Origin of the sequence: Pseudomonas sp. BP8 (genome assembly GCF_017875955.1) — a bacterium.
Lineage (GTDB): Bacteria > Pseudomonadota > Gammaproteobacteria > Pseudomonadales > Pseudomonadaceae > Aquipseudomonas.
This window is the reverse complement of record NZ_JAGINK010000001.1, coordinates 242,116-258,975: the sequence shown is the minus strand read 5'-3', so window position 1 is coordinate 258,975 and position 16,860 is coordinate 242,116. Positions and strand designations below refer to the sequence as shown.

Sequence of the window (16,860 nt, the reverse complement as noted above, 5' to 3'; positions counted from 1 at the left end):
GTACACAATTCTCTAACTTACTGTTTTTAGTATGAAACTTTGTTGGTTTTTGGCGGTCATACGCTACTTGGGACAAAGCTCTGGCCGTTGCGGGCAGGGCTTTTTTTGTGCCCTTCGCGGATTGCTCGGGACGATTGGGCTGGGGCTTGCAGGTAGGGCTTATCCATTTGATGTGGTGACTTTTCGGGCCCCTTCCGCCCTTACGGCGGGTACTTTTTTTCTTGGAAAAAAGTAACCAAAAACAGCTTGCTCCATCATACGGCCCTTCGCTGCGCTGCGGGTTCCCTCGCTCCGGTCTTGCTCCGGGAGGACCGCGCTGTACGGCCCATCCTGGGCCTCAGCGCTTTCCGGCCATCCATGGCCTCCACCTCCCTACGCAAGACCTCCACTCGGCCTCCTGAAGTCGCTGGTAGATCAAGAGCAAGATCAAGATCAACAGCCAGGGCAACGGCTGGCGAATCGCTGCGCTCTCGCTTTGTTTATCTACCAGCGGATTTGTGGTGCGGCTGGCAGGGCTGCGCCCTGCGATTTGCATTGGCAGTACCGGCCTCTTCGCGGGACAAGCCCGCTCCTACAGGGTTTGCGCAGATTTCGGATTCAGCGCTGTACCTGTAGGAGCGGGCTTGCCCCGCGAAGAGGCCCGAATACCCACCACCCATGCCACTATCAAAAACAACGCCAGCCCAGACGCCACCCGTAACTTCGCGACTTCAGGAGGCCGAATGCAGGAGCAGGCGGTTTTTGGTTACTTTTTTCCAAGAAAAAAAGTGACCCCCGTAAGGGCGGAAGGGGTCAGTGGGGCCGCCCCATCAAATGGATAAGCCCACAATTCCTATGCCCGCCAAGCCAACAGATCATCTCCGAAGATCACCGTTTACAGGCAGGCTTCAGATAATCCGGCCACTATCACGCGCGCGCTCAAGCTTGATGGCGATGAACTTCGAAGTTGGCGTATGGCTGCCGTCACCAATACTTTCCAACGGCACCAGTGGATTGACCTCCGGGTAGTACGCAGCCGCCTGCCCCGCAGGAATGTCATAGGCCAGCAGGGTGAAACCGTGCACCCGCCGCTCCAGGCCATCGTCCCACAGCGAGACGATATCCGCCTTCTGCCCCGGCGCGAAGCCGAGCCGAATAATGTCGGCCTCGTTGACGAACAGCACGTCGCGCTGCGCCTTGACCCCACGGTAGCGGTCATCCAGACCATAGATGGTGGTGTTGTACTGATCATGCGAGCGCATCGACTGCATGATCAGGTCCGGCACTTGGCCGCTGGCGCGCGCGCGTGGGTCGAGCAGGGTGTCTGGCAGCAGGTTGGCCTTGAAGTTGGCGCGGCCGTTGGCGGTTTTCCACTGGCGGCTGCCGGCGCTGTTGCCCAGGTAGAAGCCACCCGGATGGCGCAGGCGCTGGTTGAAGTCGGCAAAGCCGGGAATGGTGTCGGCGATCAGTTCGCGAATGCGGTCGTAATCGGCCACCAGCCAGTGCCAGTCCACCGGGCGCTTGCCCAGCGTCGCGGCGGCGATACCGGCAACCACTGAGGGCTCGGAGCGCATTTGTTTGGTCAGCGGGTGCAACTGGCCGTTGGAGGCATGCACCATGCTGAACGAATCCTCTACCGTGACCGCCTGGGGCCCGTCGGCCTGCAAGTCGATATCGGTGCGGCCCAGGCACGGCAGGATCAGCGCCTGCTTGCCATGGACCAGATGGCTGCGGTTGAGCTTGGTGCTGATCTGCACGGTCAGCTCGCAATTGCGCAGGGCCTGGGCGGTGCGGGTGCTGTCAGGCGTGGCTTGGGCGAAGTTGCCGCCCAGGCCGATGAAGACCTTGGCGCGGCCTTCGAGCATGGCGTGGATCGCCTCGACCGTGTTGTGGCCGTTCTCGCGCGGTACGGGGAAGTCGAAGCGCTTCTGCAGGGCATCGAGCAGGGCCGCTGGCGGCCGTTCGTTGATGCCCATGGTGCGGTCGCCCTGCACGTTGCTGTGGCCGCGCACCGGGCACAGGCCTGCGCCTGGCGCACCAATGTTGCCGCGCAACAGCATCAGGTTGACCAGTTCCTGGATGGTCGGCACCGAATGGCGGTGCTGGGTGATGCCCATCGCCCAGCACATGATCACCCGCTTGCCTTTGCAGTACATGCGCGCGGCCTGTTCGATGTCGGCCAGGTCCAGGCCTGATTGCGCCTGGAGCTGGTCCCACGGGGTGGCATCGACCACCGCGAGGTATTCGTTGAGGCCATGGCCGTGCTCGGCGATGAACACGTGGTCGAAGATCGCCGGCTCGCCGTTGGCCTGGGCTTCGCGTTCCCACTGCAAAAGGAATTTGGCCATGCCACGCAGCAGCGCCATGTCGCCGCCCAAGGCTGGTCGGAAATACGCGGTGTTGGTTGGTCGGTCGCTGTTGGTAAGCATCTCCAGCGCGTGCTGCGGATGCTGGAAGCGCTCCAGGCCGCGCTCCTTGAGCGGGTTGACGCAGACCACCTGGGCACCGCGCTTGACCGCATCACGCAGCGGGTCGAGCATCCGCGGGTGGTTAGTGCCGGGGTTCTGGCCCCAGACGAAAATCGCATCGGCGTGTTCGAAATCTTCGAAAGTCACCGTACCTTTACCGACCCCGACACTTTGTCCCAAGGCCACGCCGCTGGCCTCGTGGCACATGTTCGAGCAGTCCGGGAAGTTGTTGGTGCCGTAGGCGCGGACGAACAGCTGATAGAGGAAGGCGGCCTCGTTACTGGCCCGGCCCGAGGTGTAGAACTCGGCCTGATCAGGGCTGGCAAGGTTGTTCAGATGGCGGGCGATCAAGGCGAAGGCGCTGTCCCAGTCGATGGGCAGATATCGGTCGCTGGCCGCGTCGTAGACCATCGGCTCGGTCAGCCGGCCTTGGTATTCGAGCCAGTAGTCGCTTTGCTCGAGCAATGCACTGACGCTATGGCGGGCGAAGAAGGCAGCATCGACGCGGCGCTTGGTGGCCTCCCAGTTGACCGCCTTGGCGCCGTTCTCGCAGAACTTGACCATGCCGCTTTCAGGCGAGTCGCCCCAGGCGCAGCCCGGGCAGTCGAAGCCGCCGTTCTGGTTGGTCTTGAGCAGCGCGCGGATGTTTTTCAGCGCGTTGTCGCTGCCCACCCACGCCTTGGCCACGCTGCGCAGCGCACCCCAGCCGCCGGCGGCGCCGTGGTAGGGCTTGTAGCGGGGAGGGGTTTGTTCTTGCGGGGGTTGCTGATGGGAGGTCACGTCGACTCTACTCCGGCACGGGGCTGAACACCCGTGGTGCACTGTGTTTGGGCAAGTGAATAAGGTTGAGGTTGTGCTTGCGCGCCCACTGCAGGGCAAGCCCGGTGGGCGCCGAGAGGCTGACCAGGGTCTGGATGCCGGCGCGCAGGACCTTCTGGATCAACTCCAGGCTGCAGCGGCTGGTAACGATGGCCAGGCCACCCCGGGTGTCGATCTGCTGACGCAGCAGAGCGCCGATCAGCTTGTCCAGAGCGTTGTGCCGGCCGATGTCTTCGCGGCCCAGCAGCAGCTCACCGTTGCTATTCATGAACAGCGCGGCATGCACTGCCCCGCAGTGCTGGCCCAGCGGCTGGAATGGCTCGATGCGTTGGCGCAGGTCTTTCAGCCAGTGCACGGGCGGCAGTGGCGCGCCCGGCAACGTGGCCAGCTCTGGCAGCGCCTGCTCCAGGGCCTCGACGCCACACAGGCCGCAGCCGCTGGTGCCGGCCAACTGCCGGCGTTGGTTTTTCAGATTCCAGAACGCCCGGCTGGAAATCTGCAGGTCGGCATACAGCGCCGAGCCAGAGCCTGAAAACGCCATGTCGTAAATTTCGCTGACGCCTTCGACGATACCGCTGCCCACACTGAAGCCGACCGCGAAGTCTTCCAGGTCGGTTGGGCTGACCAGCATCACCGCCTGGTTGAGGCCGTTGAAGGCGATGGCCAGGGCGACTTCCTCGGCGAGTGGCGTGCTGGCGCGCGCAGCATCGCTGAGCTGGATGTAGTCGTAGCGGTTGCTGGCGGCTGGCAAGGACAGTGGTGTAGATGCCGAGCAGACCGGAGGTTTGCTGTTCATCAGGGCGGGTTACCGACGGTTTTTTACTACCCCAAGCCTAGGCCGGTGGGCTGGCGCCGTCTAATCGCTAGGTTCTATGCCTTGATAGAGCGCGTCGATTGGTCGCAGTCGAGCGGGCGCGGCAAAGCTGGCCTAGACTCCTGTGTCCATGGATTCATCAACGAGGAGCGCGTCATGAGCCTGTTCAGTTTCGTGAAGGAAGCCGGCGAGAAGTTGATCGACCTGCTGACCCCTGGCAATGCCAATGCCGAGGAGCAGCTCAAGGAGCATGTGAGCAAGGTGGGGCTGGGTAACCCGAATATCACCGCCACTGTAGAGGGCGACAAGATCATCCTCAAAGGCGAGGTGGCGAGCCAGGAGGAAAAAGAGAAGATCATCCTGGCAGCGGGCAACATCAGTGGGGTGGCCAGTGTCGACGACCAGATTACCGTGACCGGGCCGGTGGCACAGGCGGCCAGGTTCGTCACGGTCGAGAAGGGTGACACCTTGAGTGCCATTTCCAAGCGGGAGTATGGCGACCCGAACAAGTACCAGAAAATCTTCGAGGCGAACAAGCCGCTGCTGTCGCATCCGGACAAGATTTATCCGGGGCAGGTGTTGCGCATCCCTGATTAACGCGTCGCCCGGGTTGGGGCTGCGAAGCAGCCCTTTCGACCGGTCCGGCGCTCCGGCAAGGCTGCTCTCATAGAGCTAACGCTAACTTATTGATTTAGCAGAACCCTGTAGGATCGCAGTCTCGATGTCATCCATACGCTGAAGCATCTCGTTTCAGTTGAGAAATATCCTACACCCCAGCGCTGAAGGCACTGACTAAAGAACCTCCAGTTTCGTAAGTGCTCCTCTAGTAATCTGTTGGGTAGCAGGCAACGTTTCATCGTAACGGTGAACAATGCCAAGGTGGTCAGTATGCTCGCCACCCATCATGGGCTAACTTGTCAGGCGTTGACGTCGACACCCGCTTTGGATAGCCTGAACCCAACACACTCGCCACACGTCCTGCCCAACGGGTAGGGTCCTGCTTCAAAGCAGGCGTGCAAAAGGCGAGTTTTTTTTGCCTGGATTTTGAGCATGGCCAAGACGGCTCTCTTGAAAAAGCCTCCATTCGCAAAAAACGCTCGCACGCCTCAAGCACTGCTCGAAAAGCTGAAGTCGCAAGGCCTGATTGTCAGCAACGAGAGCCTGGCGCTTAAATATATCGCGTTTGTTGGCCATTTCCGCCTGAAGGGGTATTGGTACCAAATGCAGGACCGAGTGAGCAAAATGTTCTTGCCGAACACGACGTTTGAGAAAATTTTTGAGCGTTATGAATGTGATCGGGAAATTCGGGCGATTCTCATGGAGTCGGCAGAACGCTTGGAAGTAGCGGTGCGCAGTGTGATCTGCAATCTGCTGAGCCTTAAATATTCGCCGCACTGGTATTTGAAGTCAGAGATATTTGCCCCGAAAGGACGAAATGGCATTGGTCAGATGCTGTCAAAGATTGAAAGCGAGGTCGAGCGTGCGTCAGCTCGACTCTATATAAAGGCTTACTATGACAGCTATGAGGACCCTTATCTTCCACCCAGTTGGGCTATGAGTGAGTGCGTGACGCTGGGAACATGGTCAAAAATATTCGCCATGTTGAGAGACCCGGCAGATCGAAGAATGATCTCATCAAAATTTGGGATAACTCAGGTTGAAGTGTTTGAAAGTTGGCTGCATACACTAACAGTGCTCCGAAATATGGCGGCACACCATGACCGCTTCATCGATGTCAAAATTGGCGTTTCCCCGACAAATTTGAAACGTAAGAATATTAAGTTCACGGACAACAAGACGGTTTACGCTTCACTCACAGTCGTTCATGTACTTCTCCGCGCCATTGGGTTTGACGGAACCTTCAAGGATAGGCTTGCGTTGATGGAAGACAGATATGGCGTGTCTCACTTCCAGCGTCTGGGCTTTCCGGAACACTGGAGAACCGAGGCTGAAGGTTGGTGACCTGTCCTGCTAGCCTCACAACCCCTCAAGCAACGCCCGATAATCCTCAACCGCAGCAAACTCCTGGGTATCGCGTGGGGCTGCCTTGCTGTCCGGTTGGCGCACCGCCAGCAGGTGTCCCACTCCAAAGCGCTGCGCACTGCGCAGGATCGCCAGGGTGTCGTCGATAAACAGGCTGCGCCCTGGGTCAAAGCCGATATCCGCCTGCAACGCATCCCAGAACTGCGCGCTCTCCTTCGGGTAGCCATAGTCGTGCGAGCTGATCAGCCGTTCGAAATACGGCGCCAGCTCGATCCGCTCCAGCTTGAGCGACAACGAATCCCGATGGGCATTGGTGATCATCACCACGCGCTTGCCCGCCTGGCGAATGGCCGCCAGGAAGGTGTCGGCATCCGGGCGCAGGGCGATCAGGTCGGCGATCTCCTGCTTCAATTCACGGATCGGCAGCTTCAGCTCACTGCTCCAGAAATCCAGGCAGTACCAGTTGAGCGTGCCGGCGTTGCGTTCGAACAGCGGCTGCAGCTCCATCTCGGCCATCGCTCGGCTCACGCCATGCAGCTCGGCATAGCGCTGGGGCAGGTGCTCCAGCCAGAACTGGTTGTCGTAATGCAGGTCGAGCAGGGTGCCATCCATATCCAGCAGGACGGTATCAATGGCAGACCAGGGAAGAAGCGGCATGGGAAACTCTCGATCAGTCGGCTAGCCACGGTATAGTAACCCGTTCACGCCAAGGAGCCGCCCCATGCGCCAGAAACCCACCGTCCTCAGCCGCGAAATCGTCGCCAGTAGCCGTCTGTTCCGTGTCGAAGCCGTGCAGTTACGCTTCTCCAACGGTACCGAACGGACCTACGAGCGCCTGGTCGGTCGGGGTAATGGCTACGGTGCGGTCATGATCGTGGCGCTGCTCGACGCCGAGCATGCGATTCTGGTCGAGGAATACTGCGGTGGCACCGACGAATACGAGCTGTCGCTGCCCAAGGGCCTGATCGAGCCGGGTGAGGACGTGCTCGCCGCGGCCAACCGCGAGCTCAAGGAAGAGGCCGGCTTTGGCGCACGCCAGCTTGAGCACCTCACCGAACTGTCGCTGTCTCCGGGCTACATGAGCCAGAAGATCCAGGTGGTGCTGGCCACCGACCTCTACGAAGAGCGCCTGGAGGGCGACGAGCCCGAGCCGATGCGCGTCGACAAGGTCAACCTGCGCGAGCTGTCGGCCTTGGCCATGCATCCGCAGTTCACTGAGGGCCGGGCGTTGGCAGCGCTGTACCTGGTGCGCGACATGCTCACCCAGCGCGGGCTGCTCAGCGTATGAACGATCTCGACCTGATGCACCAAACGGTCAAGCTCGCCCAGCTCGCCGGCGAGGCGATCCTGCCGTTCTGGCGCGCCGACGTGGCGGTCACGGCCAAGGCCGACGATTCGCCGGTGACTGCCGGCGACTTGGCTGCGCACCATGTCATCGCCGATGGCCTGCGGGCGCTGGCGCCGCAGATTCCGGTGTTGTCCGAGGAAGACTGCGAGATCGCCCTGGCCGAACGGCAAGGCTGGCAGCGCTGGTGGCTGGTCGATCCGCTGGACGGCACCAAGGAATTTATTGCCGGCAGCGAAGAATTTACCGTCAACATCGCGCTGATCGAGCAGGGTGAAGTGGTGTTCGGCGTGGTGGCGATGCCGACCAATGGCCGCTGCTATTTCGGCGGACGCGAGCTGGGTGCCTGGCGTGCAGACCGAGACGGTCAGGCGCAGCGCATTCAGGTACGCACGACGCCTCCCGCGGGTGAGCGCTTTACCGTGGTCGCCAGCCGGCGTCACTCCAGCCCGCAACAAGAAGCGCTGTTGGCCGGCCTGAGCGGAGCGGTGGGGGAGCTGGCGCTGGCCAACATCGGCAGTTCGCTGAAGTTCTGCCTGTTGGCCGAAGGCGCTGCCGATTGCTATCCGCGCCTGGCGCCGACCTCGCAGTGGGATACCGCCGCGGCCCAGGGCGTATTGGAAGGCGCGGGCGGCGAAGTGATCAGCCTGGATGGCCAAGCATTCCGTTACCCGCCGCGTGAATCGCTGCTCAATCCATTCTTCCTGGCCTTACCACGCACCGCCAGCTGGCGGCAGGCGCTGATCCAACTCGCCTCAACGATGTAGCACGTATTGCCCGCTGAACCTGACTGCGGGCTCATCGCTGCCAGCATTGGTAACCAACGTCTCAAGCGTCAGGCGTGCGCGGCCGCGGCGCTGGTAGAGGGTGACGAAACGCTCCCAGGTCTTGTCGTCTGGCGCTGCGCAGCAGGCAATTGCAGCGCCGGTGACGGGCAGCGGATAACTGATCTGGCCCTCCTGAATGACGATATGCCCATCGTCGATCCCTGCCTCGCGCAAGCGCAGGTGCAACCAGCCCCACCCCACCAGCACCGCCGCGCAGTACAGGCTGCCGCCAAACATGGTGCTTTTGTGATTGACGTTGGCTGCCAGCGGTAATTGCAGGCGCAGGCAGCGATCCTCCCAGGCGATGACTTCCAGGCCCATCTCGCGGGTCAGGGGGATGTCGCTGTGCAATACCCCTTGCAGGTACTGGCTGTCGCTGTTCATGGGCGCTGCTCCTCGTGATCGTCAGCGCCACCGCCATTGCTGTCGGCAAAGCTCAGGCCGTGCTTGCGCAGTTTGTCGTGGAGGGTCTTGCGCGGGATACCCAGTGCTTCGGCGAGGCTGCGCATGGAGCTGTGCGGTTGGGTCAGTTCGGCGGCGATCAGTGAGCGCTCGAACTGCTCGACCTGCTCACTGAGGTTGCCGCTCAGCAGCGGCTCGGCGCTCGGCGCGGCGGCCGGCGGTTGGCCGTCGAGGGCCAGTTCGAGGCCGAGGGCGAAGCGTTCGGCGGCGTTCTGCAATTCGCGCACGTTGCCCGGCCAGGCGTGGCGCAGGAGCATGGCCCGTTGTCCCGGTTGCAGGCTATGCGGCGCTAGGCCGTGACGCTGGCTGGCGGCGTCGGCGAAATGCTGGAACAGCACCAGGATATCGTCGCCGCGTTCGCGCAGCGCCGGGATGCGCAGCGGGGCGACGTTCAGGCGGTAATACAGGTCGGCACGGAAACGGCCCTGGTCGGCGGCTTGGCGCAGGTCTTCCTTGGTCGCGGCGATGACGCGGATATCCAGCGGGATCAGCTGGTTGCCGCCGAGACGCTCGACCACTCGCTCCTGGAGCATGCGCAGCAGCTTGACCTGGACATCCAGGCTCATGCTCTCGATTTCGTCGAGAAACAGTGTGCCGCCGTTGGCGAACTCGAACTTGCCGATACGCCGCTTCTGCGCCCCGGTAAAGGCCCCGGGCTCATGGCCGAACAGTTCGCTCTCGACCACCGATTCGGCCAGGGCGCCGGCGTTGATCGCCACGAACGGGCCGTCGCGGCGGCTCGACAGGTCGTGCAGGGCGCGGGCGACGACCTCCTTGCCGGCGCCGGTCTCACCGAGGATCAGCACGTCGGCACGGGTGCCGGCGAGGGCGCCGATCTGTTCGCGCAGGCGCTGCATGGCCGGTGACTGGCCGACCAGGCGCGTCGACAACTGCTGGCGGTCGCTCAGGGCCAGGCGCAGGCTGCGGTTGTCCAGTACCAGCCGACGCAGGGCCAGCGCCCGCCGCACGCTGTCGAGCAGGGCATCGCTGGCGAAGGGTTTTTCGAGAAAGTCATAGGCCCCGGCGCGCATCGCCTGCACTGCCAGCGGCACGTCGCCGTGGCCAGTAATCAGCAGCACCGGCAGCTCCTGGTCGCGCCCGCGCAGGTGTTCGAGCAGTTGCAGGCCATCGATGCCGGGCATGCGGATATCGCTGACGACCACGCCCGGCCAGTCTGGCTCGATGCGTTCGGCAAGGCCCTGGGCATCGGCCAGGGTGACCACCTTGAGCCCGGCCAGGTCGAGGGTCTGGCCCAAGGCCTGGCGCAGGTGCGGGTCGTCGTCGACCAGGATCACCTGGGTGTGGCTGTCGATCAAAGTCTCGGGCGTCATGCCGAGGGGTCCTCCGAAGTGGGCAGGGTGGCGCCGGGCTTGGCCACGCGCATCTGCAGGGTGAGCAAGGCGCCGCCTTCAGGGTGGTTGCCGAGCAGCAGCTCGCCACCGAGGGTGCGCATCAGGCTTTCGCAGATGGCCAGGCCCAAGCCCAGGCCCTGGGTACGGGTCTTGGTGGTGAAGAACGGCTCTTTGGCACGCTCCAGGGCTTGCCGGGTAAAGCCCGGGCCGTTGTCGCGAATGTACAGGTAGACGGTGTCGTCGCGCTTTTCCGCACTCAGCCACAGTTTGCGTGGGTTGGCTTTTTCGGTGAGGGCGTCGAGGGCGTTGGCCAGCAGGTTGCCGAGCACCTGGCGCAGACGCGTTTCGCCTGCCTGGACCCATAGCGGCGCGTCCGGCAGGTCGCGGATCAGTTCGACGGCCATGGCCCGCCGGCGCTTGGCCAGCAGGGCCAGGGCGTCGTCCAGCGCGGGTTGCAGGGCAACGCTTTCCGGGGCGTGCCGGTCGCGGCGGGCGAACGCGCGCAGGTGGGCAATGATCGAGGCCATGCGCCCGGTCAGTTCGCCGATCAGCTTGAGGTTGCCGCGAGCGTCGTCGGTGCGTTGGTGGTCAAGCAGGATCTCGGCGTTCTCGGCGTAGCTGCGGATCGCCGCCAGGGGCTGGTTGAGCTCGTGGCTGATGCTGGCCGACATGGTGCCGAGCACCGACAGCTTGCCGGCCTGGACCAGCTCGTCCTGGGCGCGTACCAGCTCTTGCTGGGCGTTCTCGCGCTCGAGCACGGCGCTCTTGAGCCGGGTATTGAGGCCCTCGAGGTCGGCGGTACGCTCGACCACGCGCTTTTCCAGGTCTTGCCGGCCACGGGCTTCGAGGTCGATGCGGTCGATGTAGTGGCGGCGTCGCTGCATCACCAGCCCGGCCAGCAGTATCAGCACCAGCAGTGCGCCTGCGCCGATGGCCATGACCGTCTGCACCGAGCGGTCGATGAGGATGTGCGGGGCGAGGATGCTCACCTGCCAGCCGGTTTCCTTGATGTCGCGGGTTTGCGTCAGCCAGGCATCCGGATTGAGGTTGAGCGGCTGCGGCGCCTGGGTGGGGTAGGGCTGGATGGCGAGCATCGCCTCGCGTTCGGCCGAGGTCAGCTGGCGCGTTGCGCGAAAGCGCCAGTCGGGCCGCGAGGTGAGTACCACCACGCCGTTCTGGTCGGTCAGCAGCAGTTGCTCGGGCGTACGGCCCCAGAGCGTTTCGGTGTGATCCAGGTCAACCTTGACCACCAGTACGCCAATCACCCGATCGCGAACACGCACGGCGGCGGCAAAGAAGTAGCCACGTTTGGCCGAGGTCGTGCCCTGGCCGAAGAAGCGCCCCAGGCGACCTTCCATGGCTTCGATGAAGTACGGCCGGAAGGCGAAATTGCGGCCGACGAAACTGTCGTGCTTGTCCCAGTTGGAGCCGGCCAGGGTATTGCCCCTGACGTCCATCAGGTACATCACTTCGGCGCCGGTCTGCTGGACGATGTCCTTGAGCAGCCGATTGGCGTTGGTCACCGCTTCCAGCTTGAACGGGTCGGCCAGCACCTGGCGCAGCGCGGGCAGCTCGCCGAGGATCTGCGGCAAGGTCTCGTAGCGGTGCAGGGTGCCGAGCAGGTTGGCCACGTACAGGTCGAGGGTCTGCCGGTTTTGCGAGGCCAGGCGGTCCTGGTAATAGCGCTCGGCCAGGTGATGCAGCGGCCAGAGCAACGGCGCCAGGCAGATGGCCAGCAATGCCAGGCTACGCCAGCGGGGGCGTCGGGGTGGGGTGGAAATCTGAATCATCGCCAGTTGCGCCAGAAAAGTCTGAGGCAATTATGCGCTAGTTCATGCTGTCGATGAGCGCTTGCTGGCGCAGATGAGGATCTTCCCCGGGCTCATGGGAACAGCTCCCTGAATGAGCGCCCGAGCTGGTCCTTGGCAGACAGCACTGGCGCCTGCACGCCGCCCCAGTCGATGGCCAGGTCGGGGTCATCCCAGCGTATGCAGTACTCGGCACCTGGGGTGAAGTAGTCGGTGGTCTTGTAGAGGAAGTTTGCCGACTCGCTGAGGACCAGAAAGCCGTGGGCCAGCCCTGGTGGCACCCAGAAGTGGCGATGGTTGGCAGCGCTGAGGCGGGTCGACACCCAGCGGCCGAAGGTGGGTGAGTCGAGACGAACATCGACGGCCACGTCCAGTACTTCGCCTTGCACCACCTGGACCAGTTTGCCCTGCGGGTTGACCAGCTGATAGTGCATGCCTCGCAGTACGCCTTGGCGGGAGAACGAATGGTTGTCCTGGACGAAGTCGGTGGTAACTCCGGTCTGCTCCTTGAAGGTGCGGGCATTGAAGCTCTCGAAGAAAAACCCTCGGCTGTCTTCGAAGACCTGGGGTTCGATGATCAGAACGTCGGGGATATCGGTCTGGATGATGTTCATGAGGGCATCCTCTGCCAGCGGGCGCTGGTTTTGAGCATAGCCTCATTGTTGCGTGTAGGGCGGCCCTGCACAGTACCTGTAGGAGGCCCGCCCAGATCACAGCTGATCGTAATTGTTTACGCTCCCCTTGTTTATCTGCCGCATCGGTGGCGATATAAGCGACAAAAAAACCGAGGTCCCTCGTTCATGCCCCTCAACACTCTGATCCAGCGCTCCAGTCAGCCCAGCCCTTCGCTCAGCGAAGCCCAGGCCCATGCCCTGTTGCGAGCGCACTACGATCTCGAGGGCAGTCTGCAGTCGCTGGGCAGCCAGCAAGACCTCAACCTGCGTGTCGACAGTGCGGCCGGCCGCTTCGTCCTCAAGGCGTGCCATGGCAGCTATGCCGAGGTCGAATTGCAGGCGCAGCACGCCGCCCTGGCGTACCTGGCCAAACAAGGCCTGCCAGTGCCCCATGTTCGCCCTGCGAATAACGGCCAGGCATTGCTGGCGCTGGAGGTCGACGGCCAGCCGCTGCGCGTGCGCCTGCTCAGCTACCTCGAGGGCCAGCCACTGACCCGCCTCAAGCACTTGCCCGCCAGGCTGATGGCTGAACTGGGCGCGCTCTGCGCTCGGGTCGACCAAGCCTTGGCCGGCTTCGACCACCCAGGCCTGACGCGCACCCTGCAATGGGACCCGCAGCATGCCCAGGCACTGATTGGCCACTTGTTGCCGATAATCAGCGATACAGCGCGACGCGATCGTCTGGCGCAAGTGACTGGCCAGGCAGCACAAGCCCTGGCACCGCTGGTGGAGCATCTGCCCAGCCAAGCCGTGCACCTGGACATCACCGATGACAATGTGGTCTGGCGCCGTGACCAGGAACGCGAATGGCAGGTGCAGGGCGTCATCGACTTCGGTGACCTGCTGCGCACCTGGCGCATCGCTGATCTGTCCGTGACCTGCGCTGCGCTGCTGCACCACGCCGAAGGCGACCCGTTGCGCATCCTGCCGGCAGTCAGCGCCTACCAGACCGTCAATCCGCTGGAACTGGCAGAGCTGCGAGCGCTGTGGCCGCTGGTGGTGCTGCGCGCCGCCGTGTTGGTGTTGAGCAGCGAGCAGCAATTGGCGGTCGACCCAGACAACCAGTACATCCGCGACAACATTGCCCACGAGTGGGAAATTTTCGACACCGCCAGCCAGGTGCCGGCGGCACTGATGGAGGCCGCCATTCTCCAGGCCGCAGGCCACTCATTGCCGCCCTTGCAGCTGTCCGGCGGCGCACCGTTGCTGCCAGCGCTGGCCGGACAAGCGGTCAGTCGGGTCGATCTCGGCGTGCTCAGCCCGCATTGCGAGGCGGGCAACTGGGAGCAACGCGGCTTCGATCAAAGCGTGTTGGCGGCTCAACCGGGTGCGGCGTGCAGCCTGCATGGCCAGTACCGACTGTCGCAGACGCACGTTGACCGTGCCGACGAGCCGGCTACCTGCGCGTTGGGCGTGGAACTGAAAGTACCTTCGGGCTGCTTGGTTCAGGCTCCGCAGGAGGGCGTCTGGCAGCGCCTTGGCGAGGGTCGCGGGGTGCTGCGCAGTGCCGATTGGAGCCTGTGGCTCAGCGGCCTGGAGGATGCGCCAAGCGATGGTCAGGCGGTTGCCATGGGCCAAGCGTTGGGGACCGCCTGCGGCTTGCTCAAGGTGCAGTTGTGCCGTGACGTTCAGCTACAGCCGCCGTTCTTTGCCAAACCCTCGATTGCCGCTGCCTGGCTGGCCTTGTGTCCGTCACCGCAGCCCTTGCTGGGCTTTGCCTGTGATGCCGAACCCCTGCCCGATCCAGAGGCATTGCTGGCGCGGCGCGACGCCAGCTTCGCCCGTTCGCAGAAGCACTATTACGCCAACCCGCCGCAGATCGAGCGCGGCTGGCGCAACTACCTGATCGACATGCACGGCCGCTCGTACCTGGACATGCTCAACAACGTCGCGGTGCTGGGCCATGGTCACCCGCGCATGGCAGCCGAGTCGGCGCGCCAGTGGTCATTGCTCAACACCAACTCGCGCTTTCATTACGCGGCTATCGCCGAGTTCTCCGAGCGCCTGCTGGCGCTGGCGCCGGCGGGTTTTGACCGGGTGTTTCTGGTCAACAGCGGCACCGAGGCCAACGACCTGGCCATTCGCCTGGCCTGGGCCTATAGCGGCGGGCGCGACCTGATCAGCGTGCTGGAGGCTTACCATGGCTGGTCGGTGGCCACCGATGCGATCTCAACGTCGATTGCCGACAACCCGCAGGCGCTGCAAACACGACCGGACTGGGTGCACCCGGTGGAGGCGCCGAATACGTTCCGCGGCCGCTACCGAGGCGCCGACAGTGCCGCGGACTACCTGCGCGATGTCGACGCCAAGCTGGCCGACCTCGATGCGCGGGGGCGTCAGTTGGCCGGGATGATCTGCGAGCCGGTGTATGGCAATGCGGGCGGTATTTCGCTGCCGGCAGGCTACCTGCGCGACGCCTACGCCAAGGTGCGTGCGCGTGGCGGCGTGTGTATCGCCGATGAGGTACAGGTTGGCTATGGCCGCCTGGGCGACTACTTCTGGGGGTTCGAGGAGCAGGGGGTGGTGCCGGACATCATCACCATGGCCAAGGGCATGGGCAACGGCCAGCCGCTGGGCGCAGTGATCACCCGCCGCGAGATCGCCGAGGCGCTCGAAGCCGAGGGTTATTTCTTCTCATCGGCCGGCGGCAGCCCGGTCAGCTGCCGAATCGGCATGGCCGTACTCGACGTGATGCAGGAAGAAGGCCTGTGGCAGAACACCCGCGAGGTGGGAGGATATTTCAAGACGCGCTTGCAGGGCTTGGTCGATAAATATCCGTTGGCGGGTGCCGTCCATGGTTCGGGCTTCTATCTCGGTCTTGAGCTGGTGCGTGACCGGCAGACGCTGGAGCCGGCCAGTGCCGAGACCACGATCTTGTGCAACCGCCTGCGCGATCTGGGGATCTTCATGCAACCGACAGGTGACTACTTGAACATCCTCAAGATCAAACCGCCCATGTGCACCACCCGGGCGAGCGTGGACTACTTTGTCGATTGTGTGGATCGGATTCTGGACGAGGGCCTCTAACGACAGATGTAACCGTCTATAAATCGATTGATATCGGCATGAATCGATTTTTAATAGCCAGGCGGTCGTCCGCCTGGCTATTAATGCGGATATTTATCGGATATAACTAGGCGTCTTACCATGGTGCCGCTGCGCGGCCCGGACCATCCGACAGTTCTTGCAGAGGTCACTGATGAAAACCCTCACTTCGACTCCCCGTGCCGACGGCTTCCACATGCCTGCCGAATGGGCGCCGCAGACCCAGGTATGGATGGTCTGGCCTGAGCGTCCAGACAACTGGCGGCTGGGCGGCAAGCCGGCGCAGGCGGCCCACGTGACCCTGGCCAAGGCCATTGCCCGTTTCGAGCCGGTAACTGTCGGCGTGTCTGCTGGCCAATACGAAAACGCCCGCCGTCAGCTCGACCTGCCGAACATCCGCGTGGTGGAAATCAGCAGTGACGACGCTTGGGTGCGTGACACTGGTCCAACCTTCGTGACCAACGATCAGGGTGAAGTGCGCGGCGTGGACTGGGGCTTCAATGCCTGGGGCGGGTTCGACGGTGGCCTTTATGCACCGTGGAACCGCGATGAGGCGCTGGCGGCCAAGGTACTGGAAATGGAGTGCTGCCAGCGTTACCAGACCGAGGGCTTTGTGCTTGAAGGTGGTTCGATCCACGTTGACGGCGAAGGTACCCTGATCACCACCGAAGAATGCCTGCTCAACCGCAACCGCAATCCGCACCTGAACCGCGAGCAGATCGAGCAGATCCTGCGTGATCAACTGGCGGTGGACACCATCGTCTGGTTGCCGGATGGCTTGTACAACGACGAGACCGATGGCCACGTCGACAACTTCTGCTGTTACGTTGCCCCAGGTGAAGTGTTACTGGCCTGGACTGATGATTCCAACGACCCCAACTACGCGCGTTGCCATGCTGCCCTGGAGGTGTTGAACAACACCCGCGATGCCAAGGGGCGTGCGTTCGTGGTGCACAAGATGCCTATTCCTGGGCCGCTGTTTGCCACTGAAGAAGAGTGTGCTGGGGTTGATCAGGTGAGTGGCAGTCAGGAGCGTGATCCGTCGGTGCGCCTGGCCGGTTCGTACGTGAACTTTCTGATCGTCAACGGCGGGATCATTGCGCCAAGCTTTGATGACCCGGCAGATGCCCAGGCTGGAGAGATTCTGGCGAAGATCTTCCCTAACCATGAAGTGGTGATGATCCCGGGTCGTGAGCTGTTGCTGGGGGGTGGCAATATTCATTGCCTGACTCAGCAGCAACCGGCGCCGCTTACGCGCTGAGCTCTGGTAAATAAAAAGGCCCG

At 62.9% G+C, this 16,860-nt stretch carries 13 protein-coding genes; 6 read left to right on the top strand and 7 right to left on the bottom strand.

The genetic code is table 11. From position 1 onward, the window contains the following. Positions 1 to 887: 887 nt before the first annotated feature. Together J3B00_RS01115 and fdhD are read right to left on the bottom strand one after the other, a co-directional pair. Positions 888 to 3,227: an FdhF/YdeP family oxidoreductase gene (locus tag J3B00_RS01115; protein WP_209862361.1), complete on the bottom strand. Its 2,340-nt coding sequence runs from the start codon at positions 3,225 to 3,227 to the stop codon at positions 888 to 890. Positions 3,228 to 3,234: 7 nt separating this feature from the next. Further along, positions 3,235 to 4,062 carry a formate dehydrogenase accessory sulfurtransferase FdhD gene (gene fdhD / locus J3B00_RS01110; RefSeq protein WP_209862358.1) on the bottom strand — a complete coding sequence of 276 codons (828 nt, stop codon included), beginning with the start codon at positions 4,060 to 4,062 and terminating at the stop codon, positions 3,235 to 3,237. A 174-nt stretch (positions 4,063 to 4,236) separates the two neighbouring features. On the opposite strand from fdhD, the gene lysM reads away from it, so the two are divergent. Then, complete coding sequence (lysM, locus tag J3B00_RS01105) at positions 4,237 to 4,677, top strand: peptidoglycan-binding protein LysM (protein WP_209862355.1); 441 nt, start codon at positions 4,237 to 4,239, stop codon at positions 4,675 to 4,677. Positions 4,678 to 5,130: 453 nt separating this feature from the next. Next, positions 5,131 to 6,042, top strand: coding sequence for an Abi family protein (locus J3B00_RS01100; protein ID WP_209862352.1), 912 nt, complete (start codon positions 5,131 to 5,133; stop codon positions 6,040 to 6,042). Positions 6,043 to 6,057: 15 nt separating this feature from the next. On the opposite strand, the gene yrfG is transcribed toward J3B00_RS01100, so the two are convergent. Beyond that, a complete protein-coding gene (gene yrfG, locus J3B00_RS01095) occupies positions 6,058 to 6,720 on the bottom strand; it encodes a GMP/IMP nucleotidase (RefSeq protein ID WP_209862348.1) in 663 nt (220 codons plus the stop codon). 64 nt (positions 6,721 to 6,784) lie between these two features. On the opposite strand from yrfG, the gene nudE reads away from it, so the two are divergent. Together nudE and cysQ are read left to right on the top strand one after the other, a co-directional pair. Beyond that, positions 6,785 to 7,351 (top strand): ADP compounds hydrolase NudE, encoded by a 567-nt coding sequence (nudE, locus tag J3B00_RS01090; RefSeq protein ID WP_209862345.1) that lies wholly within the window; start codon positions 6,785 to 6,787, stop codon positions 7,349 to 7,351. Further along, positions 7,348 to 8,175, top strand: coding sequence for a 3'(2'),5'-bisphosphate nucleotidase CysQ (gene cysQ / locus J3B00_RS01085; protein WP_209862342.1), 828 nt, complete (start codon positions 7,348 to 7,350; stop codon positions 8,173 to 8,175). Before nudE ends, cysQ begins: the two co-directional genes overlap by 4 nt. On the opposite strand, the gene J3B00_RS01080 is transcribed toward cysQ, so the two are convergent. The 4 genes from J3B00_RS01080 to rfbC all read right to left on the bottom strand — a co-directional run bounded on the left by J3B00_RS01080 (position 8,164) and on the right by rfbC (position 12,471). Continuing rightward, positions 8,164 to 8,619: a YiiD C-terminal domain-containing protein gene (locus tag J3B00_RS01080; protein WP_209862338.1), complete on the bottom strand. Its 456-nt coding sequence runs from the start codon at positions 8,617 to 8,619 to the stop codon at positions 8,164 to 8,166. The genes cysQ and J3B00_RS01080 overlap by 12 nt on opposite strands. Further along, entirely contained in the window at positions 8,616 to 10,028 is a 1,413-nt protein-coding gene (locus tag J3B00_RS01075; protein ID WP_209862334.1) for a sigma-54 dependent transcriptional regulator, read from the bottom strand. The genes J3B00_RS01080 and J3B00_RS01075 overlap by 4 nt, the downstream gene beginning before the upstream one ends. Next, complete coding sequence (locus J3B00_RS01070; RefSeq protein WP_209874493.1) at positions 10,025 to 11,839, bottom strand: ATP-binding protein; 1,815 nt, start codon at positions 11,837 to 11,839, stop codon at positions 10,025 to 10,027. Before J3B00_RS01070 ends, J3B00_RS01075 begins: the two co-directional genes overlap by 4 nt. 92 nt (positions 11,840 to 11,931) lie before the next feature. Beyond that, positions 11,932 to 12,471: a dTDP-4-dehydrorhamnose 3,5-epimerase gene (gene rfbC / locus J3B00_RS01065; RefSeq protein ID WP_209862330.1), complete on the bottom strand. Its 540-nt coding sequence runs from the start codon at positions 12,469 to 12,471 to the stop codon at positions 11,932 to 11,934. Positions 12,472 to 12,657: 186 nt separating this feature from the next. On the opposite strand from rfbC, the gene J3B00_RS01060 reads away from it, so the two are divergent. Next, positions 12,658 to 15,558: an aminotransferase gene (locus J3B00_RS01060; RefSeq protein ID WP_209862327.1), complete on the top strand. Its 2,901-nt coding sequence runs from the start codon at positions 12,658 to 12,660 to the stop codon at positions 15,556 to 15,558. A 172-nt stretch (positions 15,559 to 15,730) separates the two neighbouring features. Continuing rightward, on the top strand, positions 15,731 to 16,837 hold the full coding sequence (aguA, locus tag J3B00_RS01055; RefSeq protein ID WP_209862324.1) for an agmatine deiminase: 1,107 nt from the start codon (positions 15,731 to 15,733) through the stop codon (positions 16,835 to 16,837). Positions 16,838 to 16,860: the final 23 nt, after the last annotated feature.